This window comes from Zwartia panacis (assembly GCF_030410395.1).
In the GTDB taxonomy this organism is placed as follows: Bacteria; Pseudomonadota; Gammaproteobacteria; order Burkholderiales; family Burkholderiaceae_B; genus Zwartia; species Zwartia panacis.
This window is the reverse complement of sequence record NZ_JAUHHF010000001.1, coordinates 284,334-305,218: the sequence shown is the minus strand read 5'-3', so window position 1 is coordinate 305,218 and position 20,885 is coordinate 284,334. Positions and strand designations below refer to the sequence as shown.

Below are 20,885 nucleotides of genomic sequence, written 5' to 3'. Positions count from 1 at the left end.
TGTCATGCCCAACAGCGTCGTGTGGTTTAAAAAGGACTTACGAGTCCATGATCACGCCGCGCTGGCTGCAGCGGTTAAACGCGGTCGTGTCTGCTGCCTCTACATCATCGAGCCCAGTCTCTGGCGCAGTCCGGACGCCTCGACCCAGCACTATGAATTCACCCTTGAAAGCCTGAGAGATCTCTATCTGGAGATCAAACGTCTGGGGGGGCTGCTGCATGTTGTCACCGGTGAAGCGGTGGAGGTCTTGCAGCGACTGCATGCTCTCATGCCGTTTGATGCGTTGTATTCACATCAAGAAACCGGCAATGCACTGAGTTATGCGCGCGATATCGCCGTGGGTAAATGGTGCCGGCAACAAGGCGTGACGTGGCATGAGCCCATACAGTTTGGCGTGGTCAGGCGACTGCGTGACAGAAATCTCTGGCAAGCGGCATGGGAAGAGCACATGCAGCAAGATTGCATTCCCGCGCCTGCGCAAATCGACGCGTTACCCTTGCCCTGGACTGAGCCCCGACCTCCTGGTGCGGCACAACTCGGCATTGATCCACTGAACCCTCCTCGCCGCCAGAAGGGGGGTCGCAAGATCGGCCTGGAAGTTCTGAATGATTTTTTAGATATCCGCAGCGAGCAATACCGGGGCGGGATCTCCTCGCCGCTCTCAGCCCCCACGGCATGCTCTCGCATATCCCCCTACTTTACTTATGGCTGCATCAGCATGCGTGAGGTTGTCCATGCGATGGTTGAGGTCATGGACAACGAGCCGTCCAGGGAGAGTCGAAAATCAAAGGGACTGCGGGCACTGATGAGCCGTTTGTACTGGCACTGTCACTTTATTCAAAAACTTGAGTCGGAACCCGAGCTTGAGTATCAGAATGTTCACCGGGGCTACGATGGCCTGCGTGAAAACGACTGGAACGAGGCGCATTTTTCCGCGCTCACCGAGGCGCGTACAGGCTGGCCACTGGTGGACGCCTGCGTACTGATGCTCAAAGACACCGGGTGGATCAATTTCCGAATGCGCGCGATGATCGTCTCGACCGCGGCCTACCCGCTCTGGCTGCACTGGAGAGGCGTCGGCCAATGGCTGGCTCGACATTTTCTAGACTACGAACCCGGTATTCACTGGAGTCAGATGCAAATGCAGGCTGGCACGACGGGTATCAATATCCCGCGCATCTACAACCCGATTAAGCAAGCCCGCGACCACGATCCAAACGGCGTATTTGTGCGTCGCTGGATCCCCGCGCTTAGACGGGTGCCTAATACGTGGCTGTTTGAACCTTGGCATTTAACGCCTGAGATGCAGGAACAATTTGGTATCCCTGCTGACAACAGGCTGCCAGTCCCTGTTGTGGATCTGGAAGCCGCTACACGTGAGTCCAAGCGTCGTCTGTATGATCGACGCAGTGACGCTGAGGTCAAGGCAGGAAAAAAAGCGGTCATAGAAAAACACGCCTCCCGCAAGCGCTCAGGTCAACCGCAGACCGCGAGCCGCAGACGTTCTCGCACTGCGCCACAGGCCACACCACACACGCCCCCACCCACTCAGCACGCATTGGATTTTTCATGACATCTCCCTCTCCCATGCGTGGACGTAAAAAATCAGACCTGCCAAGCAAAGTCTGTCAGCGGTGCGCCCGACCGTTCACGTGGCGAAAAAAATGGGAACGCGACTGGGAAAACGTGAAGTTTTGTTCAGACCGTTGTCGAACATCTTCCGGAGCATCCAAGTGAGCACCTTGATTTATTGGTTTCGAAACGATCTCAGACTGATCGATTCTCCGGCACTGAATAAAGCCTGTCGTGAAGCCACGCATCTGATCCCGGTCTACGTACTGGCGCCCGAGCACACCACCACACGCTGGGGATTTGAACGCGAAAGTACGCACCGAAAACAGTATCTGACCGAAACGCTCGCCGCACTGGATGCGCAATGTCGCGAACTTGGAAGTCGACTACTGGTGCTTCAGGGCGAGGCAGCCACCACCCTCGTCGCACTTGCCCAGTCCACCCAGGCAGCGGGCATCATCTGCGAGCAAATCGCCGCACCCGAGGAGCAAGCCGAAGTCGAACAACTCAAGGCGCGCGGCATCCAGGTCCAGTCTCTCTGGCAGTCGACGATGATCGAGCCTGCCGCAATGCCCTTCACTCCACAGCAGATGCCCGATATGTTTACGCAGTTCAGGCAAAAGCTGGAAGCCAAAGGGCTGCGCGCAAGAAAAACCGTGTCGCGTCCCCAGCGCTTGCCCAGTCTGCCTGAGAACTTGCAGGTGGAAAGTGTCTGTCTGAAGCAACGACTCGCTCAACTGCGCTCGCAATCAACAGAAATGGGGCGCACGCTCGCAGGGACTGCTCATGGCCTTGAACACCTGAATCACTACTTCGCGGACGAACTGCCTCACACCTACAAGCAGACTCGTAATCAACTCTCCGGTACAGATTACTCTACGAGCTTTTCGACGTGGTTAGCCACAGGTGCGCTTTCCGCGCCGATCATTGTTGAAAGGCTCACCCAATATGAAGCCACCCGAGGCGCCAACGACGGCACCTACTGGATCTGGTTTGAACTGGTGTGGCGGGATTATTTTCGTTTCTTGCATCTCAAGTATGGTCGAGCACTTTACTTGCGCGAGGGCCTGCGTAAGTCTGGTAGCACTCCTGACGCAACGGTTCTTGCTGAGCCTACAAAGGGCATTGCTCAGAAACTTTTTGAACAATGGATGCAGGGCAGAACCAAAAATGCCCTAGTCAATGCAGGGATGCACGAACTCTCTGCCACAGGGAAGATGTCAAATCGCATGAGACAGATCGTGGCGAGCTATTTGATTTACGACCTGCGAATAGACTGGAGAGCGGGCGCAGCCTGGTTTGAATCGCAACTTCTCGATTACGACGTTTACAGCAATCAGGGTAACTGGCTCTATATCGCAGGATTGGGCACCGACCCGAGGGGTGGTCGTCGCATGAATATGGAAAAACAAGCGCTGGAGCATGACCCCAAAGGTCTCTATCGCAAACAATGGGCATAGAAATGACAACGCTTCGCTTGGTATTGGGTGATCAGCTAAACCCCACGCACAGTTGGTTTTCAGCTGTCGACTCAAATGTTGTCTACACCTTGATGGAGATGCGTCAAGAAACCGACTATGTGGTGCACCATGCGCAAAAGGTGCTTGCTATTTTCGCTGGCATGCGCGATCTGGCTGCTCTGCTTGAGTCACAGGGACATCGTGTGCACTATTTGAGGATTGATGACCCGAACAATACGCAATCCCTGACGCTCAACCTCGAAAAAATCATCAAGCACTACAAATGCACACGGTTTGAATATCAACAACCGGACGAGTGGCGCTTGGATGCACAACTAGAAACCTTTGCCCAAAAGCAAAAAATCGATGTCGAGATGTGCGAAAGCGAACACTTTTACACGACCCGTCATGAGGCTGGAACGTTATTCAAAGGACAGAAAAGCTGGTTGATGGAGCGTTTTTATCGGCAGATGCGGACTAAACATCACGTCCTCATGCTGGATGCCAAACGACCTGTCGAGGGACAATGGAACTTTGATCATGAGAATCGCAAGCGCTGGACCGGCACACCTCCAGAACCCAAAGATCAACGCGCTCAACACGATCACTCTGCCTTGTGGACAGTGATTGAAAAAGCGGGCGTTCAAACAATGGGGACACCACATGCATCAGAGTTTGCCTGGCCCCTGAACCGTCAAGAGGCGCTCGCGGACCTGGACCGTTTCATCAAACATGTTTTACCGAATTTTGGTGACTTTCAAGACGCCATGAGTACTGGACACTGGCGTATGTTTCATTCACTCTTGTCCTTTGCGCTCAACACCAAGATGCTCAAACCACAAGAAGTGGTCAGTCGCGCTGAACAAGCCTGGCAAGCAGGCAAAGTTTCGATCGCCACAGCCGAGGGCTTTATCAGACAAATACTCGGCTGGCGCGAATACATCCGAGGTATTTACTGGCACCACATGCCGGGCTATGACCAACACAATACATTTCAGCACTCAACGCCCCTGCCAGAGTGGTTTTGGACTGGCAAGACAAAGATGAACTGTCTCTCCGCCTCCATTGGTCAGTCCCTGGAGCATGCCTATGGACACCACATTCAGCGCTTGATGGTTATTGGTAATTTTTCCTTGCTTGCTGGTCTGGACCCTGCGGCCCTGCATCGCTGGTACCTGGGAATTTATATTGATGCATTCGAATGGGTCGAGCTGCCCAACGTAATTGGAATGAGCCAATTTGCCGATGATGGGCTACTGGCAACCAAACCTTATGTCTCAAGCGCGGCCTATGTCGATCGCATGAGTGACTACTGCAAAGGCTGTCACTACGACAAAAAACAACGGGAAGGAGAACGTGCCTGTCCCTACAACGCCTTGTATTGGGACTTTTTTATCCGGCACGAGAAAAAACTGTCCAAGAACTTCAGACTTGGAATGGTGTATAGAAACATTGAAAAAATGGATGCCTCCGCGATCGAATCCTTGCAACAAAAGGCAAGCGAGATCAAGGCATCGCTAGACAGCTATTGAGTCACGCGCGTGAGAGTTGGTCAATGGCGCAGGCCATTTGAATATCCCGCGCAGAAAGACCGCTCGCATCGTGTGTGGTCAGTACGATGGACACTTTGTTATACACGTTTGACCACTCGGGGTGATGGTCAAATTTCTCCGCCAGAAGCGCCACACGGGCCATAAAAGCGAAAGCTTGACTGAAATCTTTGAAAATAAAATCGCGACGCAAGCTTCCGCCTTTTGCTGGCTCGTAGTGCCAGTCGGGGCATGTTGCACAAGCAGCTTTGAGTTCATCAGACTCCAGACGGGTGATGCTCATCTCGTGTCGTCCTCAGGATATTTCAGAATTGGAAGCTGCGGGCTCGCGAGGCAGCATGGTCACAACCAACGCTGTACAGGCAGCAAATCCCGCCATCACCATCAGCATGACATCGAAGCCCAGGCTCTTGACCGTGGGTCCGAGAGCCCATACCGCGACCGAACTGATACCAAGGGAAACGGCCAGGCGGATCCCAGCCACCCTGGACCGCATGCGATCATCGACGTAGCGCACGACCATCACATCCACAAATGGGATGGCGCCAAAGATAAACACCATCACACCGAGCAGCGCGGCAAACAACCACCAGCCCTGAGCGTGGGACGCAAGCAAGAAAAGAGGAATCTGCAATAAGACAATACTCAGAAACAGAGGGCGCACCGCGAAGCGATCGAGCAACTTGCCAACGATCACTTGCATGAGTGAGGCCACGACGTAAATCAGCGCAAGCATGATACCGAGCGTTGCGGGATCTTCGACGATACCTTTAAAACGCTCCAGCAAGAGCTGTCCGTTGCCGTTGGTTGTGAAGTTAAACAACACACTCCCTGTTGCCGCACTCACCGTCATCACGGCCAAGGCGCGCGCGACCATCGCGGGAGGAAACTGCACCTTGTTGCTCGTCTTGCGTTTGGCAGGCGCCTCAGGCTCAGCGGGACAGACATAGGCAAACCAGATCCCGCAGCCAATCGAAAGCAACGCGGGAATCGCAAATGCAGCACGCCATCCCAGCCACTTGATCAAAAATCCACTCACGACCGCAGCAAGCGCGACACCCAGATTACCCGCCAGTCCATTGATGCCAATGGCGTAGCCTGGATTTGCAGATTTTTGCACCAGAAAAGGAATGCCCACCGGGTGGTAGATCGAAGCAAACGCTCCCACTAAAGTCAGCGCAACAGCAAGTTGCCAGGCATTTTGGCTCATTGCGGCGATCAGGGTTGATACGCCAATGCCAACAAAAAACACCACCATCATGCGGCGACGTCCCCAGAGATCACCGAGACGCCCGGATGGAATGGATCCGAGACCAAACAGCACGAAAGCCCCAACCCCGTAAGGCATGAGATCCTCCCAGCTGTCGAACCCGAAATCGATGGCGATCACACCAACCGATGCCGCAAAGATCAATAAGAACATGTGGTCAAGACCGTGTCCGACATTAAGTAGCAATCTTACGATCAGCGAGTGGTCTTTTGTTTGAGTGGATGCGTCTGCTGCGCTCATCTTATACAAACTCCGTCAATCCTTTAATCACACTTCAGGCACGACCGATAATCGAAGCGGTCAACATCAGTTCCTCGAGCAAGGCCAGTGACACCTTTCCTGAAACCGAATAAGGATCCAGCTCTGGTTGCTCGGAGTACTTCAAGACAATCGACGTATTGAGCTTGGTGAGATTCACCTGTCCCATTGTCCAGCCACCAAAACGTCTCTCAGTGATTTCTTCATAATGAAGCAAGACCACATCTTTGTGACGCGGGTCGCGCAAAATATGGTTGTACAGCTCATTGACTTGTCTGCGCCCCCCTTCGATCGCCTGCAGATAGATCCCGCCGCCGTAACAAAGAATACCCGTGATGCCGTGAGAGATATTGTGCTGCCGTGCGGAGTCCAGGATCGAGTCCGTCACCTCATGCGCGTTTGGATCAAGTGCGCGACTGACATATAGCAAACGTACCAACATGACTAGACCTCTCGAGGAATCAGGGACAAGAACTCACGACGCAGATTGGCGTCTTTCAAAAAAGCGCCGCGCATAACGGAATTGATCATACGACTATCCATGTCCTTGACGCCACGCCAGGACATGCAATAGTGCGTCGCGCTCATGACGACCGCCAAGCCATCCGGCTGGGTTTTTTCCTGGATTAAATCAGCGAGCTGGACAACGGCTTCTTCTTGGATCTGGGGACGACTCATGATCCAGTCGGCTAACCGGGCATATTTGGACAAACCAATCACATTGGTATGCTCATTGGGCATCACACCAATCCAAACCTTGCCAATGACGGGGCAGAAATGATGGCTGCAAGCGCTGCGCACAGTGATCGGTCCTACGATCATCAACTCGCTCAGATGCTCGACGTTGGGAAACTCGGTGATGGGAGGTTGCGCACGATAACGCCCACCGAACACTTCATGCAGATACATTTTGGCCACGCGTCGAGCCGTGTCGTTGGTGTTGTGATCGGATACGGTGTCGATCACCAAACTTTCCAGCACACCTTTCATCTTGCTCTCGACTTCATCGAGCAGCAGACCAAGCTCATCTGGCTCAATGAAATCGGAAATATTGTCGTTTGCATGAAAACGCTTGCGTGCGTCTTTTAGTCGTTTTCGGATCACCACCGAAATCGGTGTACCTTTTTCTGGGTCTGGAGAATTCATATTTGGGCGTTGAATCGCGGTGTCTCTTTATTGATTGGTAAAAGGATCAAACTTAAGCACTACTTAAATTAAGCACTACTTGATCCGACGTTGAATGGCTGGGCGAATGCGAAGAAACCCAACATAACACTTTTCTAAAAACCAGATACCGGGAGGATGGGCAAAAAGAGTGCCCAACCATCGCCAATACTTCAAACTTAACCAGAGCTCGACAAAAGCCGACGCGCCACTTTTAAGCGTACCATCCGCTGCTCGCACATGAAATCGCGCCATCGCCTGCTGGCAACTCAAATCAGTCGCCACCTGGCCGTCCGAAGTCTGACTCACATCCTGCCAGCGGATCAGATCGGCACCGGTACTATTTTTATAAAAGCCGATTTCCCGCCTACAAAGCGGACACGATCCATCGTAATACACCGTGACCCGATTATCTGTATTCATCATAACCACTTCTGCATGAAAAGTGCCTGCCCAGTCTCGGGATTTAAAGAGTATTGCTCAAAACCATTACGCGTGTAAGCCCGAAGTGCCTGGACGTTGCCACTCAAGACCTCGAGCGTGACTTTGCAGCAACCCAGTGCCCGCGCGTGCTGCTCCAACGCTTTGAGTAAAGACTGGCCAACACCTTGACCCCGACATTCAGGCGCGACGGCGATGTCATGGATATTCATGAGCGGACGCGCTTTAAAGGTTGAGTAACCGGGCAAGGCATTCAAGAGTCCAACGGGCTGACCATCCTTGAAGGCGAGCCAGCTGATGGCGCCCGGTATTTTCGCCAGGTCGTCACACAAGCGCAGACGTGTGTCACTCGGCAAAGGGTCTCCACCCCCCATCGGATCGCGCGCATACATATCCAGCATGGACAGCAACGCCTGTCGATCACTGGGATCGAGATAATCCACGACTTTAACGGTAATGTTGCACTGCATATAACGCGCTCCCAAAGACTGGTGCAGACCGATCGGCCTCCCACCGCTTGTCCGATGGTATAACAACTCGTTTGCAGACCCAAATTGAAGGTGCACGATGTCAGATTCCCTGCCGCTCGATGGCATACGCGTAGTTGAATTCACACATATGGTCATGGGACCAACCTGTGGCATGATCCTCGGGGATCTGGGCGCGGAAGTGATTAAAGTTGAACCCCTCGCAGGTGACAACACACGCAAACTTCTTGGCTCGGGCTCGGGCTTTTTCCCGATGTTCAACCGCAATAAGAAAAGCATTGCGGTCGATGTCAAAAAACCCGAGGGTCGGGAAATTGTCCTCAAACTCTTAGGCACAGCCGATGTGTTCAGTGAAAACTTCAAAAGTGGCACGATGGACAAGCTCGGCTTTGGCTACGAAGCGCTTTCCAAGCTCAATCCTGGCTTGATCTACGTTTCCCACAAAGGCTTTTTACCCGGACCCTATGAGCATAGAACCGCACTCGACGAGGTGGTTCAAATGATGGGGGGACTTGCCTACATGACTGGTCCTGTCGGACAACCTCTGCGCGCGGGCGCAAGCGTCAACGACATTATGGGCGGGATGTTTGGCGCGATCGGTGTACTGGCCTCTCTGCAAAAGCGTCACCGCACGGGCAAAGGCCAAGAGGTGGCGAGCGCCTTGTTCGAGAACAATGTGTTTCTCGTCGCTCAGCACATGATGCAATTTGCCGTCACCGGAGCCCCCGCCAATCCAATGCCCAACAGACTGAGTGCCTGGGCGGTTTACGATGTCTTTACCGTTAAAGACGGAGAGCAGATATTTTTATCCGCCGTGAGCGATACGCAATGGGCAATCCTGTGCGAGGAGTTCGGTTTTGATGATCTCAAACTGGACGACAGGCTCGTCACCAATAACGATCGCGTCAAAGCGCGCGGCTGGCTGATTCCGATTTTGCGGGAAAGGTTTGGCGGACTGAGTGCAAAAGAACTCAGCAGTCGTTTTGAAAAATGCGGTCTGCCTTATGCGCCGATCACACGACCGCACGATTTATTCGATGACCCGCACTTGCTTGCGACTGGAGGTCTCGCCCCGGTCACGATTGCAGCCGACAATACGGGAGCCGGGCGTGAAATCGAAACGCGCGTGGCCCTGCTGCCGATCGCACTCGAAGGTGAGCGACTAAAAGTCCGCAAAGCGCCCCCAAAAATCGGTGCGGACACTGTCGAGTTATTACAAAGTATCGGGTATACCCAAAATGAAATTTCAGCCCTCAAAGACAATGGAGTCGTCACATGGAACTAAACCTCAGCCATAAGCATGTGCTGATTACGGGTGGCAGCAGAGGAATAGGTTTGGCTTGCGCCAAGGTATTTCTCGAAGAAGGCTGCAAAGTCAGTCTGGTCTCGCGTGATCCGTCAAACCTCGAGAAAGCTAAAACATTGCTCTCAACTCAAGTATCGGGCAGTCAGGATCGGATCGCGCTTTTTTCTGCTGAGCTTCAACACGCAGACTCTGCCGAACGCTCTCTGAACGAGGCTGAAAAAACATTCGGGCCAGTCGATGTGCTGGTGAACTCTGCCGGTGCGGCCAAACGCACCCCGGCTGAAAATCTCTCCCCCTCTTTCTTCAGAGAAGCCATGGAGGCCAAATTTTTCACTTATATCAACATGATCGACCCTGTGATCAAGCGTATGGGTGCGCGTGGCGAGGGGGTGATTGTGAACGTGGTCGGTGCAGGCGGCAAAGTCCCCAGCACCGTCCACATCGCGGGAGGCAGCGCCAATGCGGCGCTCATGCTCACGACCGCAGGCCTGGCAGTCGCCTACGGGCCCAAAGGTGTGCGCATCAATGCTGTGAATCCGTCCGGCACGCTGACCGATCGCCTGGTAGAGGGCTTAAAAGTCAATGCCGAGCACGAAAAAATCAGTCCCGAAGAAGTCCTCAAACGCATGACCTCGCAAGTCCCGATGGGCAGACTCGCCAGCCCCGAAGAAGTCGCCGATACAGTGGTTTACCTTGCTTCCAACCGGGCAAGTTATGTCACGGGTACTGTCATCACCATGGACGGCGCAGCACATCCCGTCGTGGTGTAAAGACCTCAGGCACGCGTCATCTCAAGATATTGTCTGATGATGTCTTGATAAGACGCGTCCGCCTGGAGCCCCAGTCGATGCGTGCGCTGGCAATCAAAGCGTGATGGCCAGCCTCCCACGATGCGTTTAATCTGCTCGTCAGGCTCGACAGACACAAGACTGGCGACTTGTTCTCCAGCCACCTCTTTCAATGCTTGCAACATCTCGCCGACCGTCACCGTCAAGGCGGGTAAATTCAACGCGGTCCGTCCTCCAAACGCTTCCCGAGAAGCCTCCACCACAGCAAGAACACCCTGGATGGAAGTCAAGGGTGAAGACAGTGCGACTGCCGTATCCAGGCTGACAGGGCAGCGCGTCGGGACCCCTGCAAGCGGTTCACGCACAATTCCAGACAAAAAACTGGAAGCCGCACCATTTGGACGACCAGGTCGCACCGATACGGTCATTAATCGCGCCACCCGACCGTCAATAAATCCTTTGCGTGTGTAATCAGCAATCAGCTGTTCGCAAATGAATTTGTGTATGCCATAGCTGGATTGTGGTGTCGGCAAGGTCGTGTCTGTGACCACCGCAGGCATGGGAATCGCTGCATCTGAACCGAATACCGCCACAGAACTGGCAAAGAACAGCAGAGGGGCACGACCTGTGCGCGCGTGCTGTGCGCGCAATCCCTCAAGCACAGCGCGTGTGGCATCGAGATTGGAACGCAAGCCCAATTCAAAGTCAGCCTCGCATTCGCCAGACACGGCCGAAGCCAGATGGAACACCGCATCGAAATCTTGTTTGAACAACTCGGGCAATCGCAGCAGCAAATCTCCGCCGTCAATACTCACCTTGGAATGCGTCACGATCTCTGGGCGCACCGGGGCGACTAAATCAGTCAACGTCAACGTTCTCAGCGTCTGATCTCTTAGATGATCGCGCTCCAAAATAGTACGTGCAAGTAACGTGCCAAGAAAACCCGCTCCACCGGTGATCAGAATATTCATTTTTACCAAGAGGCCTTGAAGTGTTGACGTAAATCCTCGATCGCTTCCTCTGAAAGAGGCTGTGCCTGACAACCGCCTCGCAACCAGAGACGAGCGGTTTCCTCAAGCTCCTCGAGCACAGCCATGGCGGCAGTCAGGTGCGTCGCCCAGACCTGCGGTCCCAGTCGGTCGCACATGACTGCCCGCAGACTAAGCCCTCGCTGCAGGTAAGTGTCGATCAACTGCGCAACGTGGTCTGCGACCCGCGCATCTCCCGGCCTGAAGTAAGGAACAAGCGGCACATGTCCGACTTTCATGACGTAATAAGGCGTCAGAGGTGGAACAATGTCTTGTTGGCTCCACACACCTCTGAGCGTCAAATCCACCAACCAGGATGAGTGCGTATGAATGACACAGTTGGCCTCGGGCGCATGCTGGTATATGCGCCGATGCAAAGACAGTGTTTTGCTGGCACGATCGCCTGCAAGCTGTTCGCCCCGCGCATCGACAAGCGCCAGTTTTTCAGGCTCCAAAAATCCAAGACAGGCATCTGTTGGGGTAATGAGAAAACCTCCCGCCTCACCCGGCAATTTCACGCTGATGTTACCGGTCGTACCATGCACGTATCCGCGCTCAAACAAGCTGCGTCCGGCGCGGCATACCTCTTGGCGCAAATGAACCTCCAAGGATGATGGTGACTGACTCATTGAGGATGCATCCTGTTGAAGGCCTGAGTGAAAAAATCAGTTTGTCCGAAATTACCGGATTTCAACGCCACATGAATCCGTTTGCCTGAGGGGTGCGTCATTCCTGCGCACCAGGGCACGCCGGGATCGATTTGAGGACCAATCTGAAGCTGAGTCATGCCCAAAGCCTGCACCACCGCGCCCGATGTTTCACCACCCGCGACAATCAACTGCCCCACACCGGCTTCGACCAAATCTTGGGCGATCCGGGCCAGCACGGTTTCAACCATCGCACCCGCCTGCTCGACGCCCAGATGATTCTGTACTGTTTGTAAAACCTCAGGAGCAGCCGTTGAGTAAATCAAAATCGGCTGATCGCCAAGTTTAGGATGCGCCCAATCCAATGCGCGTTTAACCTCAACGTCGATGGCCGCGAGTCCCTCGCCCAAGGCCAGCGGATCAATCCTATAGCTCTGACCACCTTTTGCCACAAAGTCTTCCACCTGCGCCTGGGTCGCCCGCGAACAGCTTCCGGACAAAATGGCTCGCGGGCCAGAGGCTGGTGGCAACAGAGCTGCTTGAGAATTAGGCTCAATTGAAAAGTTGGCGGGTAAACCGATGGCTACGCCAGAACCTGCCGTCACCAGCGGCAACTCGGCAAGCGCCGGAGCCAGACGATATAAATCCGCATTGCTGATGGCGTCGACGATCCCGATACCGATCCCCTGCTGTCTCAACTCGGCGATGCGCGCACGGATGGCATCGGCGCCTTGTGCGACCACAGCATAATCAATCAGACCCACTGAATGACTGGTCTGTGGTGCCAATACGCGCAAAAGATTGGGATCCTTCATGGGTGTGAGCGGATGATTTTGCATGCCACTCTCATTGAGCAACACATCTCCTACGAATAAATGACCTTTGAAAACCGTGCGCCCCACATCGGGGAAAGCGGGTGTCGCAATCGTAAAGTCCGCGCCCAGCGCGCGCATCAAGGCGTCGATCACGGGACCAATATTGCCCTGCGCAGTCGAATCAAAAGTTGAACAGTATTTGAAATAAATCTGTTTGGCGCCCTGTTCTCGCAACCAGGTGCAAGCATCCAGAGATTGCTTGACGGCTTCGCCAGGCGGGATTGTTCGACTTTTTAAAGAGACCACCACGGCATCAATCGCCAAGTCTACGGGCGAATCAGGCACCCCGATCGTCTGCAAGACTCGCATTCCCGCGCGCACCAGATTGTTTGCTAAATCGGTGGCGCCTGTAAAGTCATCGGCAATGCATCCCAGCAACACCTGCTTCATTATGATTTGTCCATCCGAAAATAACCCAGCCCACTGGGTGCACTCGAAATTATATGCCTGCGTGCTGAGGGTTTCCCTCCATGCGCGAAGCCACTACACTGAACCGGAGCCCGATTGCGGGGTTCGCCTTTTTAAGAGGTTAATCATCGTGAACACCTTTTCAACAGTTCGCTTCGGCCAGGCAGCGACGCCTTTTGGACCTGGTCTGATTGGCTGGACAGAGCAAGGCGTGGTGATGCTGCACCTGCTGCAATCAGACGATCTCCGTGCTCACAAGATCTTGGCGCAACAGTATCCGGAAAGCACCCTGCAACGCGATGATTCGCAAGCCGGCAAACTCCTCGAGCAAGCCTTCAAACAGCCTCATCCGGTTACAAATCCGTCAACACTCAAATTGTTTTTAAACGGCAGCCCGTTCCAACTCAAAGTCTGGCAAGCATTACAAGACATTCCCTTCGGAGAAGTCCGCACCTATGGCGAACTGGCCGACTCAATCGGTCATCCCGGCGCGGCGCGGGCGGTTGGCACCGCACTGGCCGCCAATCAGCTGGCTTTTCTTGTCCCTTGCCACCGTGTCATTCGGGCCTCGGGAGAAAGTGGTCAATACCGCTGGGGAGCGGAGCGAAAAGCGCGCATGCTTGAATGGGAAGCCCGCCAACTTGCGGACTCGAACGCCGCCCGTTAGCATTTGGTGACTATTTCACACAAACAAGGACACAGACACATGAGTCAGCTGTTTACGCCCACCAAGATCGGTCCTCTTACGTTATCGAATCGTATTGTCATCGCGCCGATGTGCCAATACTCCGCGGAACATGGCAAAACGACCGACTGGCACACGATCCATCTGGGCCATATGGCGCTCTCCGGTGCGGGTTTACTGATTATCGAAGCCACGGCCGTAGAGGATATCGGACGCATTACTCATGGGTGCGTGGGTCTGTATTCTGACGAAACAGAAGCCGCGCTCAAAAAAACGATCGATGCGGTGCGGCAATACGCCTCCATGCCCATCATGATTCAGCTCGCCCATGCGGGTCGTAAAGGGTCGAGCGCCCGCCCCTGGGAGGGTGGTCAGCTGATCGCGCAAAAAGATGGCGGCTGGCAGCCCGTCGGCCCCTCTGCGATTCCCCAGCTTCCCACAGAGACGCCCCCACTGGCGCTGGACAAAGCCGGTCTGGTCCGCATTCGCGAAGCGTTTGTCGAATCCGCCAAACGCGCAATCCGCATCGGTTTTGATGGCATTGAGCTGCATGGCGCGCACGGCTATCTCTTGCACCAGTTTTTGTCACCCATCGCCAATCAACGCACGGACGAGTACGGCGGCTCACTGGCCAATCGTATGCGCTTCCCGCTCGAAGTATTCGACGCAGTGCGTGCCGTCACTCCTAAATCAATCAGCCTGGGCATCCGCATCTCAGCCACGGATTGGGCCGAGGGTGGCTGGACACCGGAGGAAAGCGTCGAGTTTTGCAACCTCTTGAAAGCGAGGGGCTGTGACTTTATCGATGTCTCAAGCGGTGGCGTGTCGCATCAGCAAAAAATCCCCTTGGGCCCTAAATATCAGGTGCCTCTGGCCACCACGATCAAAAAAGGGACGGGACTTCCCACGATGACGGTCGGACTGATCACCGAGGCCAAAGAGGCCGAAGAGATTATTGCGACCGGCGAAGCCGACATGGTCGCGCTGGCCCGCGGCATGTTGTATGACCCGCGTTGGCCCTGGCATGCCGCAGCAGAGTTGGGTGCCTCGATTCAGGCACCCAAGCAATACTGGCGTTCACAACCACGCGGACTGACGACACTGTTCGGTGATGCGAAAACGGGCGGGCGTTAATCCCGAAAATTATTGAACTGCAGGGGAAGTGGTACGTCCACTTTTTTCAATAACGCGATGGCTTCCTGGAGGTCATCGCGTTTTTTACCAGTCACGCGTAACTTTTCACCCGTAATCTGTGTCTCGACCTTAAGTTTGGCTTCTTTCATCGCCGAGATCAGTTTTTTAGAGATCGGTTGCTCAATCCCCTGTTTGATCGTGATTTTCTGACGCGCGCCACCCAGATTTTCAAGGGGATCAGCCACGTCCATGGAGCGTACGTCAATGCCTCGGGCACTCAGGCGGCTACGCAAAATATCCAGCATCTGCTTGAGCTGAAACGCGCTGGAGGCAACCTGCGTCACGACAAAGCCCTCAAGCTCAAACTTGGCGTCCGTACCCTTAAAGTCAAAACGGGTCGACAGCTCGCGATTGGCTTGATCGACAGCGTTGGTCAGCTCGTGTTTATCGACTTCAGAAACCACATCAAAAGAAGGCATAGCGAAATCCTGACAGAAGTGAGAAGTTCATTTTAGAATACATCGACCTCAGACAAGCAGGAAGACCAGCATGGCAGACTGTACTGGCGTCATCAGCCAGATGTTCATATACCCAGTAAAGTCGTGTGCGGGGATTGAAATCTCTGAAGCGACCCTCACGCCTGCGGGCCTGACACACGACCGAGAGTGGCTCATCGTGGATCAGGACGGCCAGTTCCTTACACAACGCCAGATTCCCCACATGGTGTGGATCACCCCCAGGCTGACCTCAGAAGCCCTTTATCTGAGCGCACCCGGTCAAACCGAACTTAGAGTGGCCTTCGATCAAAAAAGCACGCCCAGACAAGTGACTATCTGGCGCGACACTCTGATGGGCGACGACATGGGAGACGAGGCGGCTGCTTGGCTCGATACCTTTTTGGCGGTCCCGGGCAAACAATACCGACTAATCCGTTTCTCCCCCACGGCGAGCCGAATTTCCTCCAGAGAATGGACGGGCGACATTGCGGCGCACAATATGTTCAGCGACGGTTTTGCGCTACTCGTCGTCACGCAACGGTCTCTGGACGTTTTCAATGAACGGCTGATGGAACGGGGTTTTGATGCCGTTGATATGCTGCGCTTTAGACCGAATCTCGTTCTCGAAGGGCTCGATGCACATTCGGAGGACGAACTCTCGGAATTATTACTTCATACCGAGCAGGGCGTGATTGATCTCAAGCTGGTCAAGCCTTGTCCACGCTGCCCGATTCCCAATATCGACCCCTACACGGCGACCAGTTCCCCGGAGGTCATGGACACGCTGGCCTCCTACCGCCGATTGGACAGAATGAATGATGCGATTTGTTTTGGCATGAACGCCATCGTTCAGGATGGCGCGGGCCGAACCATCCGTGTTGGACAACCCTTTGAAGCAAACCTCGCGGTTTAACTGATATGGAGGTTAACCCTCAACAGACGAGGTCTCTTTCCAGTCTCGCGCGATGTTAAGCTTGACACGCTCGACCATCTCAAGGTCAAACTAGGAAGTCACTACCATGATTATGATGCTGCCTTTTTTAACCGCCCTGATCGCGATCGGCTTGACGATGCGTGGCGAAAGAATGCCCACCATCATTGGCTGGGGCATCACGTTCATCATTTTTCTGGCGTGGTTGAATTACCACATGACAGACAAACTCAATATTTCCCTCTGAGGTCAGTCATGGACTATTCAAGTCGTTCGCAAAGCACCACAGGACAGGGCTTGTCTTTCTGGCTCAATGCGCTGGCACTCGCTGCGATCTGCGGTTCCTTGCTCGAGGCTTTCTACTGGCAGATTTTCTTTCATGAGCTTCCCTGTCCGCTCTGCCAGTTACAACGTGTCGCCCTCACGCTCGCCGGCATGGGAATGATGCTCAACATCCGTTTCGGACCATCAGCCGTGCATTACGCCATTATCCTGGCTTCGGCTATAGGTGGCGCTACAGCCTCTGGACGACAGATCTTGCTTCACATTGCACCAGGTGACCTTGGATACGGCTCGACTCTATTTGGTCTGCATTTTTATACATGGGGCTTCATTGCTTTTGTCGTGATGATGATTTTCTGCGCTGTCATGTTGTGCATTGATCGCAATCAGCTCTCCGCGCCCCGTGTGCAGCTCACAAGCGGGACATCTTCCTTGCACGCAAGAATCGCTTCACTGTTAATCGGTCTGTTTTTTTTGATCACCGCCGCGAATTTGATCAGCGCACTCATGGTCTGCCAGTTTGGTTCCTGTCCCGACAACCCGACTGAATATCTCTGGAAATTTTGGTTTTGAGTCTCGGTGACCTATTGCACTCCTCCTTGCGCAAACTTCTGCTCGCACTCTTGACGCTTGCGGTACTGATCGCACCCGTCTTGACACATGCCACGTCTTTTAGTGCAGAGCAGCTTAAATCTTTACACCAGCCGGTGCCTGGCGGCGTGGCTGTCCTCGACATCACGGGCACAGGTCAAGGACAGACCCCCGCCCCCACAGCCCGGTATTTAAACAAGCCCGTGCTGGTTGCCAGAACCGATACGGGTCGCTGGTTTGCGATAGTCGGCATCCCGCTGTCCGCTCCCATTGAAAAGCAAGAACTCGAGGTGTCCCGAGGTGGCAAGAAATCGATAGAAATATTTCTCATCCGCGACAAGAAATATCGCGAGCAACGCATCACGCTCAAAACGAACAAGCACGTCGACCTCAGCCCTGAGGATTTAGCCCGATACGAGCGAGAAAAAAAACTTCAAGACGATGCCTATCAGCAATTCAGTGCGCAGTCCCCGAGCAACATCTTGCTGGATCGTCCAGTCAAGGGACCGCTCTCGAGTCCTTTCGGTCTCAAGCGCTTTTTTAACGATCAACCCCGCGCACCACATTCGGGGCTGGATTTCGCCGTTCCGACCGGGACTCCCGTTCAATCACCCGCTGCTGGTCGTGTGATTTTGGTGGGCGATTACTTTTTCAATGGCAAGACCGTCTTTGTCGATCACGGTCAAGGCATGATCAGCATGTTTTGCCATCTCTCGACGATCGATGTTAAGTCCGGGCAACAACTCGCGCGCGGTCAAATCCTTGGCAAGGTCGGCGCAACGGGCCGAGTCACCGGCGCGCACCTGCATTGGAATGTCAGCCTGAATGATGCGCGCGTCGATCCCGCAATATTTATCGGTATGTTCACCTCCTGACCACGAACGTGGCAGACACAAGGAAGGCACCATGTCGATTATCCTGATTCGCCACGGCGAAACACTTCTCAATGCGGCGCGTACCATCCAGCCTGCAGACACGCCACTGGCTCCTCGCGGTCTCGCACAGGCAGAGCGTGTCGCAGAGCGGATCAGTGCGCTCAAGCCTGCCGCTATTTTGGCGAGCGACATGCCACGCGCCTGGCAGACTGCGCAAGCAATCAGTCGTAGCACAGGGCTCACGCCTATCAGCACCCCATTACTCTGGGAGCGCAATTTTGGGGATTTACGTGGACGTCCCTACGACACACTCAGCTTCAATGCGATGGAAATGATTGAAGCCCCCAAAAATGGCGAGTCCATGGCGAGCTTTCACGCGCGAGTAACCGAGGCGCTTGCCTATGCAGCCAAGCTGAGGGAAAGTCTGACAGGACCGCTCATTATCGTGAGTCATGGCCTGGTCATTCGTGCCATGCTTGAGAACAATATCGAACTTGGTGCGCACAGCATTCCGGAACGCATCGGCAACACGGCCATCACTACGATCAGTGCGCACGCCCCTCATCGGGCAGAGCTCGTGAACTGCACGGTGCATTTGACTGGCACAGGGCTTGCCGAGGATGAACACAGTCTCTCGGGAGGTTAAGGGCGCACTCCGGGCGTTTCAAGCGGCATACCTCTTGCTCGCCACATCAGGAATAGTTCCAGTTGCACGAGTTCTTTCGATCCCAACGCGTAAGGCTCGGCACGTACGCCCGTCATACAGTTACGCAAACGGCGTTGCAGGGAACCCACCGTTTGCCACTCGAGCCGATAGATCGGATAACCCGTGGGATGCGCTTGCGGGATGACATTGCCTCCAAGTTTCAAGCCGGCGCGTTCAGCATGGCATTGCGCACAAGACAAATTAAGCTGACCAACACGCTGGTTAAAAAGTCGCTGTCCGGCATCCAAATCAGCCGAATTCTCGGGCGTGCGCTCAACGGAGATCGGCATACCTTTGGAGGCATGACCCACATACGTCGCGAGCGATAATAAAGGCTTGCTCTCTAGGGTCAAGGGCGAGGCATCCTGTTTCGACTGGCGACACATGTTGATCTGTCCCTCCAGACTCAAGAGTGCGTGATTGACGACTTTGGGAAAACTCGCCGCCACACCCTTCATCGAGACAGACGCATCACCATGGCATTGCGCACAGGAAATGTTTTTTTTGCCTGCCGCTTCGTTCCAGAGCGTTTGCCCATCCAGGATCCAGAAGGTCGCTGGATTGAGCGCTTCGTCATCCTGCATCGCTCTTGTTTCGGGGGACATCAACCAATAACTGGATTGACGCTTGTCCTGCGCCCAAGCCGACAGCCCGACTACACACAATACCAGCGTGAGCAACAAACGCACGGCAACGCTGTGAATGAACACACCCGGCAAAGTCACACTATCCCGTCACCGTCAGCTGACTTGTCACGCTCGAGGCGTAGCCATTGTCACCCGACCACTTGAATTCGAGGGTACCGCTTTGCGTCGCCACTGTGAAAAAACTGAATGTCGGATTGGCACCCACCGCAGGATGCAGATCAGCGCGAAACACTTCAACACCTTCATAGGTGCAAACAAAATTTCGAATGATGTCTCTTGGTACGCGCACACCACGTTCAGTATGACGAAACCCCGATTCCATGTCGTGCTGAACAATGACACGGATCGGCACAATCTCGCCTTTTGCAGCAGTCTTGGGCATGGATACGACAGTCCGTGAGGTTTTACTCATATCAGCACCTCTTCCGTGCAAGCAGCCAACGTCACCATCGTCTCGGCAGAACCTTGCCAGAACGAACCATCGCTCATTTCAGCCACCGCCCACAAACGTTGGGAAGTCAGCAGTCGAATGCGGGTGCTGACTTGCGCGCGTCCGGCACGGGCACCGAGATAAAAACTCACCACATTTGGCAAGGGGTTCCCTTCGGAAATGACATGAATCGCCTTGACGTGATCAGCTTGTGTCATTGGACTTTCCACGGTCACGCTCATGGGCACCAGATTGCCATTTTCAACCAGGGGTGAAATTTCCAGTGCCACACGCCCATTGCGGGGCTGGGCATTGCCAAGAATTTTCTGAATCGCCTCAACGGCCTCAGCGGGCGTTGCTTTGGCATTCAACCAAGGCACGATACCCATCGCCCCGATGACTGTGATAAATGCTCTGCGGTTTGTGCTCATTGTTTTAAGCTCACTAAAAATGCCACGACATCTTCGATTTCCTGAGCAGTCAGAATCGTCTTGCCAGCGAACTGCGGTGCAATCCGGGTAAAGTGATCCTTTCTGAAATACTGCGGCATGATTGTGTCGGGATTAAAGCGACTGGCATCGACAATGCGGGCCCTCAGCTGGGCTTCCGAGAGTCTGGCGGCACTCGCAGCCAAATCGGGAGCCAGATTTCCCTGAAAACGCTCTTCGGGAAACGGACCACTGTGACACAAGATGCACAGGCCACTTTGACGGCTTAAAACGATCAGGCGACCCCGCGCTGGATCACCAGGCGCACCGGACAGGGAGTTGACAATGACCTCCCCGTCTGTGACTTGGCTAGAGTGCTGCGCCTGAATCGTGAAAGGAGCCGCCCACACAAAACATGCTGTGA

At 54.2% G+C, this 20,885-nt stretch carries 26 protein-coding genes and 1 pseudogene; 13 read left to right on the top strand and 14 right to left on the bottom strand.

What is annotated here, in order from left to right; all coding sequences use genetic code 11:
* Window positions 1–4 precede the first annotated feature (4 nt).
* Genes QWY30_RS01415 through QWY30_RS01405 form a run of 4 tightly spaced genes read left to right on the top strand, consistent with a single transcriptional unit; the run spans window position 5 to window position 4,564 of the window.
* Window positions 5–1,573, top strand: a complete 1,569-nt coding sequence (locus tag QWY30_RS01415; protein ID WP_290237563.1) for an FAD-binding domain-containing protein — start codon at window positions 5–7, stop codon at window positions 1,571–1,573.
* Window positions 1,570–1,737, top strand: coding sequence for a DUF2256 domain-containing protein (locus QWY30_RS15915; protein ID WP_435433340.1), 168 nt, complete (start codon window positions 1,570–1,572; stop codon window positions 1,735–1,737). Before QWY30_RS01415 ends, QWY30_RS15915 begins: the two co-directional genes overlap by 4 nt.
* On the top strand, window positions 1,734–3,032 hold the full coding sequence (locus tag QWY30_RS01410; protein WP_353958786.1) for a DASH family cryptochrome: 1,299 nt from the start codon (window positions 1,734–1,736) through the stop codon (window positions 3,030–3,032). The genes QWY30_RS15915 and QWY30_RS01410 overlap by 4 nt, the downstream gene beginning before the upstream one ends.
* Before the next feature lie 2 nt (window positions 3,033–3,034).
* Complete coding sequence (locus tag QWY30_RS01405; protein ID WP_290237561.1) at window positions 3,035–4,564, top strand: cryptochrome/photolyase family protein; 1,530 nt, start codon at window positions 3,035–3,037, stop codon at window positions 4,562–4,564.
* A gap of 1 nt (window position 4,565) precedes the next feature.
* On the opposite strand, the gene QWY30_RS01400 is transcribed toward QWY30_RS01405, so the two are convergent.
* From QWY30_RS01400 to QWY30_RS01375, 6 genes are all read right to left on the bottom strand, one after another.
* Window positions 4,566–4,865: a 4a-hydroxytetrahydrobiopterin dehydratase gene (locus QWY30_RS01400; RefSeq protein ID WP_290237558.1), complete on the bottom strand. Its 300-nt coding sequence runs from the start codon at window positions 4,863–4,865 to the stop codon at window positions 4,566–4,568.
* Between the two features lie 12 nt (window positions 4,866–4,877).
* Window positions 4,878–6,092: an MFS transporter gene (locus tag QWY30_RS01395; RefSeq protein WP_290237556.1), complete on the bottom strand. Its 1,215-nt coding sequence runs from the start codon at window positions 6,090–6,092 to the stop codon at window positions 4,878–4,880.
* Window positions 6,093–6,126: 34 nt separating this feature from the next.
* Window positions 6,127–6,552: a BLUF domain-containing protein gene (locus tag QWY30_RS01390; protein ID WP_290237553.1), complete on the bottom strand. Its 426-nt coding sequence runs from the start codon at window positions 6,550–6,552 to the stop codon at window positions 6,127–6,129.
* 2 nt (window positions 6,553–6,554) lie between these two features.
* A complete protein-coding gene (gene folE / locus QWY30_RS01385) occupies window positions 6,555–7,256 on the bottom strand; it encodes a GTP cyclohydrolase I (RefSeq protein ID WP_290237551.1) in 702 nt (233 codons plus the stop codon).
* 75 nt (window positions 7,257–7,331) lie between these two features.
* On the bottom strand, window positions 7,332–7,700 hold the full coding sequence (locus QWY30_RS01380) for a thiol-disulfide oxidoreductase DCC family protein (RefSeq protein ID WP_290237549.1): 369 nt from the start codon (window positions 7,698–7,700) through the stop codon (window positions 7,332–7,334).
* Window positions 7,697–8,185 (bottom strand): GNAT family N-acetyltransferase, encoded by a 489-nt coding sequence (locus QWY30_RS01375; protein ID WP_290237547.1) that lies wholly within the window; start codon window positions 8,183–8,185, stop codon window positions 7,697–7,699. Before QWY30_RS01375 ends, QWY30_RS01380 begins: the two co-directional genes overlap by 4 nt.
* Before the next feature lie 97 nt (window positions 8,186–8,282).
* Here QWY30_RS01375 and QWY30_RS01370 point away from each other — a divergent pair.
* Together QWY30_RS01370 and QWY30_RS01365 are read left to right on the top strand one after the other, a co-directional pair.
* A pseudogene (locus QWY30_RS01370) lies at window positions 8,283–9,476 on the top strand (CaiB/BaiF CoA transferase family protein); the annotation flags it as partial.
* Window positions 9,477–9,478: 2 nt separating this feature from the next.
* The gene (locus QWY30_RS01365; protein WP_290237543.1) at window positions 9,479–10,279 is read left to right on the top strand and encodes an SDR family oxidoreductase; all 801 of its coding nucleotides are present in this window, start codon (window positions 9,479–9,481) and stop codon (window positions 10,277–10,279) included.
* 5 nt (window positions 10,280–10,284) lie between these two features.
* Here the strand turns inward: QWY30_RS01365 and denD are convergent, their stop codons facing one another.
* The 3 genes from denD to otnK are packed head-to-tail and all read right to left on the bottom strand — an operon-like array spanning window position 10,285 to window position 13,237.
* Window positions 10,285–11,268, bottom strand: a complete 984-nt coding sequence (denD, locus tag QWY30_RS01360) for a D-erythronate dehydrogenase (protein ID WP_290237541.1) — start codon at window positions 11,266–11,268, stop codon at window positions 10,285–10,287.
* A gap of 2 nt (window positions 11,269–11,270) precedes the next feature.
* The gene (locus QWY30_RS01355; RefSeq protein ID WP_290237539.1) at window positions 11,271–11,954 is read right to left on the bottom strand and encodes a class II aldolase/adducin family protein; all 684 of its coding nucleotides are present in this window, start codon (window positions 11,952–11,954) and stop codon (window positions 11,271–11,273) included.
* Window positions 11,951–13,237, bottom strand: coding sequence for a 3-oxo-tetronate kinase (gene otnK, locus QWY30_RS01350; protein WP_290237537.1), 1,287 nt, complete (start codon window positions 13,235–13,237; stop codon window positions 11,951–11,953). The genes QWY30_RS01355 and otnK overlap by 4 nt, the downstream gene beginning before the upstream one ends.
* Window positions 13,238–13,385: 148 nt before the next feature.
* On the opposite strand from otnK, the gene QWY30_RS01345 reads away from it, so the two are divergent.
* Together QWY30_RS01345 and QWY30_RS01340 are read left to right on the top strand one after the other, a co-directional pair.
* On the top strand, window positions 13,386–13,922 hold the full coding sequence (locus tag QWY30_RS01345; RefSeq protein ID WP_290237536.1) for a methylated-DNA--[protein]-cysteine S-methyltransferase: 537 nt from the start codon (window positions 13,386–13,388) through the stop codon (window positions 13,920–13,922).
* A 39-nt stretch (window positions 13,923–13,961) separates the two neighbouring features.
* Window positions 13,962–15,074, top strand: coding sequence for an NADH:flavin oxidoreductase/NADH oxidase (locus QWY30_RS01340; protein ID WP_290237534.1), 1,113 nt, complete (start codon window positions 13,962–13,964; stop codon window positions 15,072–15,074).
* Here QWY30_RS01340 and QWY30_RS01335 read toward each other — a convergent pair.
* Window positions 15,071–15,553 carry a YajQ family cyclic di-GMP-binding protein gene (locus QWY30_RS01335; RefSeq protein ID WP_290237532.1) on the bottom strand — a complete coding sequence of 161 codons (483 nt, stop codon included), beginning with the start codon at window positions 15,551–15,553 and terminating at the stop codon, window positions 15,071–15,073. The two genes, QWY30_RS01340 and QWY30_RS01335, sit on opposite strands and share 4 nt — an antisense overlap.
* Window positions 15,554–15,623: 70 nt before the next feature.
* Here QWY30_RS01335 and QWY30_RS01330 point away from each other — a divergent pair, with 70 nt between their 5' ends.
* From QWY30_RS01330 to QWY30_RS01310, 5 genes are all read left to right on the top strand, one after another.
* Window positions 15,624–16,484, top strand: coding sequence for an MOSC domain-containing protein (locus tag QWY30_RS01330; RefSeq protein ID WP_290237530.1), 861 nt, complete (start codon window positions 15,624–15,626; stop codon window positions 16,482–16,484).
* A 106-nt stretch (window positions 16,485–16,590) separates the two neighbouring features.
* Entirely contained in the window at window positions 16,591–16,749 is a 159-nt protein-coding gene (locus QWY30_RS01325; protein ID WP_290237528.1) for a DUF5993 family protein, read from the top strand.
* Window positions 16,750–16,757: 8 nt separating this feature from the next.
* Window positions 16,758–17,357, top strand: coding sequence for a disulfide bond formation protein B (locus QWY30_RS01320; protein ID WP_290237526.1), 600 nt, complete (start codon window positions 16,758–16,760; stop codon window positions 17,355–17,357).
* 65 nt (window positions 17,358–17,422) lie between these two features.
* The gene (locus QWY30_RS01315; protein WP_494338496.1) at window positions 17,423–18,250 is read left to right on the top strand and encodes a peptidoglycan DD-metalloendopeptidase family protein; all 828 of its coding nucleotides are present in this window, start codon (window positions 17,423–17,425) and stop codon (window positions 18,248–18,250) included.
* Between the two features lie 31 nt (window positions 18,251–18,281).
* Window positions 18,282–18,896 (top strand): histidine phosphatase family protein, encoded by a 615-nt coding sequence (locus QWY30_RS01310; RefSeq protein ID WP_290237524.1) that lies wholly within the window; start codon window positions 18,282–18,284, stop codon window positions 18,894–18,896.
* On the opposite strand, the gene soxA is transcribed toward QWY30_RS01310, so the two are convergent.
* Genes soxA through soxX form a run of 4 tightly spaced genes read right to left on the bottom strand, consistent with a single transcriptional unit; the run spans window position 18,893 to window position 20,871 of the window.
* The gene (soxA, locus tag QWY30_RS01305; protein ID WP_290237522.1) at window positions 18,893–19,681 is read right to left on the bottom strand and encodes a sulfur oxidation c-type cytochrome SoxA; all 789 of its coding nucleotides are present in this window, start codon (window positions 19,679–19,681) and stop codon (window positions 18,893–18,895) included. The two genes, QWY30_RS01310 and soxA, sit on opposite strands and share 4 nt — an antisense overlap.
* 1 nt (window position 19,682) lies before the next feature.
* Window positions 19,683–20,015: a thiosulfate oxidation carrier complex protein SoxZ gene (locus QWY30_RS01300; protein ID WP_290237520.1), complete on the bottom strand. Its 333-nt coding sequence runs from the start codon at window positions 20,013–20,015 to the stop codon at window positions 19,683–19,685.
* Window positions 20,012–20,464 (bottom strand): SoxY-related AACIE arm protein, encoded by a 453-nt coding sequence (locus QWY30_RS01295; RefSeq protein ID WP_290237518.1) that lies wholly within the window; start codon window positions 20,462–20,464, stop codon window positions 20,012–20,014. The genes QWY30_RS01300 and QWY30_RS01295 overlap by 4 nt, the downstream gene beginning before the upstream one ends.
* Complete coding sequence (gene soxX, locus QWY30_RS01290) at window positions 20,461–20,871, bottom strand: sulfur oxidation c-type cytochrome SoxX (protein WP_290237516.1); 411 nt, start codon at window positions 20,869–20,871, stop codon at window positions 20,461–20,463. Before soxX ends, QWY30_RS01295 begins: the two co-directional genes overlap by 4 nt.
* Window positions 20,872–20,885 lie beyond the last annotated feature (14 nt).

What these genes read in the sequence shown, in the direction of transcription:
- denD (WP_290237541.1), bottom strand. Translation starts at nt 11,268, where the DNA reads ATGAATATTCTGATCACCGGTGGAGCGGGTTTTCTTGGCACGTTACTT.
- QWY30_RS01320 (WP_290237526.1), top strand. Translation starts at nt 16,758, where the DNA reads ATGGACTATTCAAGTCGTTCGCAAAGCACCACAGGACAGGGCTTGTCT.
- QWY30_RS01355 (WP_290237539.1), bottom strand. Translation starts at nt 11,954, where the DNA reads ATGAGTCAGTCACCATCATCCTTGGAGGTTCATTTGCGCCAAGAGGTA.
- QWY30_RS01330 (WP_290237530.1), top strand. Translation starts at nt 15,624, where the DNA reads ATGGCAGACTGTACTGGCGTCATCAGCCAGATGTTCATATACCCAGTA.
- QWY30_RS01325 (WP_290237528.1), top strand. Translation starts at nt 16,591, where the DNA reads ATGATTATGATGCTGCCTTTTTTAACCGCCCTGATCGCGATCGGCTTG.
- QWY30_RS01390 (WP_290237553.1), bottom strand. Translation starts at nt 6,552, where the DNA reads ATGTTGGTACGTTTGCTATATGTCAGTCGCGCACTTGATCCAAACGCG.
- QWY30_RS01415 (WP_290237563.1), top strand. Translation starts at nt 5, where the DNA reads ATGCCCAACAGCGTCGTGTGGTTTAAAAAGGACTTACGAGTCCATGAT.
- QWY30_RS01295 (WP_290237518.1), bottom strand. Translation starts at nt 20,464, where the DNA reads ATGAGCACAAACCGCAGAGCATTTATCACAGTCATCGGGGCGATGGGT.
- QWY30_RS01310 (WP_290237524.1), top strand. Translation starts at nt 18,282, where the DNA reads ATGTCGATTATCCTGATTCGCCACGGCGAAACACTTCTCAATGCGGCG.
- QWY30_RS01395 (WP_290237556.1), bottom strand. Translation starts at nt 6,092, where the DNA reads ATGAGCGCAGCAGACGCATCCACTCAAACAAAAGACCACTCGCTGATC.
- otnK (WP_290237537.1), bottom strand. Translation starts at nt 13,237, where the DNA reads ATGAAGCAGGTGTTGCTGGGATGCATTGCCGATGACTTTACAGGCGCC.
- QWY30_RS01375 (WP_290237547.1), bottom strand. Translation starts at nt 8,185, where the DNA reads ATGCAGTGCAACATTACCGTTAAAGTCGTGGATTATCTCGATCCCAGT.
- folE (WP_290237551.1), bottom strand. Translation starts at nt 7,256, where the DNA reads ATGAATTCTCCAGACCCAGAAAAAGGTACACCGATTTCGGTGGTGATC.
- QWY30_RS01300 (WP_290237520.1), bottom strand. Translation starts at nt 20,015, where the DNA reads ATGAGTAAAACCTCACGGACTGTCGTATCCATGCCCAAGACTGCTGCA.
- QWY30_RS15915 (WP_435433340.1), top strand. Translation starts at nt 1,570, where the DNA reads ATGACATCTCCCTCTCCCATGCGTGGACGTAAAAAATCAGACCTGCCA.
- QWY30_RS01380 (WP_290237549.1), bottom strand. Translation starts at nt 7,700, where the DNA reads ATGATGAATACAGATAATCGGGTCACGGTGTATTACGATGGATCGTGT.
- QWY30_RS01400 (WP_290237558.1), bottom strand. Translation starts at nt 4,865, where the DNA reads ATGAGCATCACCCGTCTGGAGTCTGATGAACTCAAAGCTGCTTGTGCA.
- QWY30_RS01340 (WP_290237534.1), top strand. Translation starts at nt 13,962, where the DNA reads ATGAGTCAGCTGTTTACGCCCACCAAGATCGGTCCTCTTACGTTATCG.
- QWY30_RS01405 (WP_290237561.1), top strand. Translation starts at nt 3,035, where the DNA reads ATGACAACGCTTCGCTTGGTATTGGGTGATCAGCTAAACCCCACGCAC.
- QWY30_RS01335 (WP_290237532.1), bottom strand. Translation starts at nt 15,553, where the DNA reads ATGCCTTCTTTTGATGTGGTTTCTGAAGTCGATAAACACGAGCTGACC.
- QWY30_RS01365 (WP_290237543.1), top strand. Translation starts at nt 9,479, where the DNA reads ATGGAACTAAACCTCAGCCATAAGCATGTGCTGATTACGGGTGGCAGC.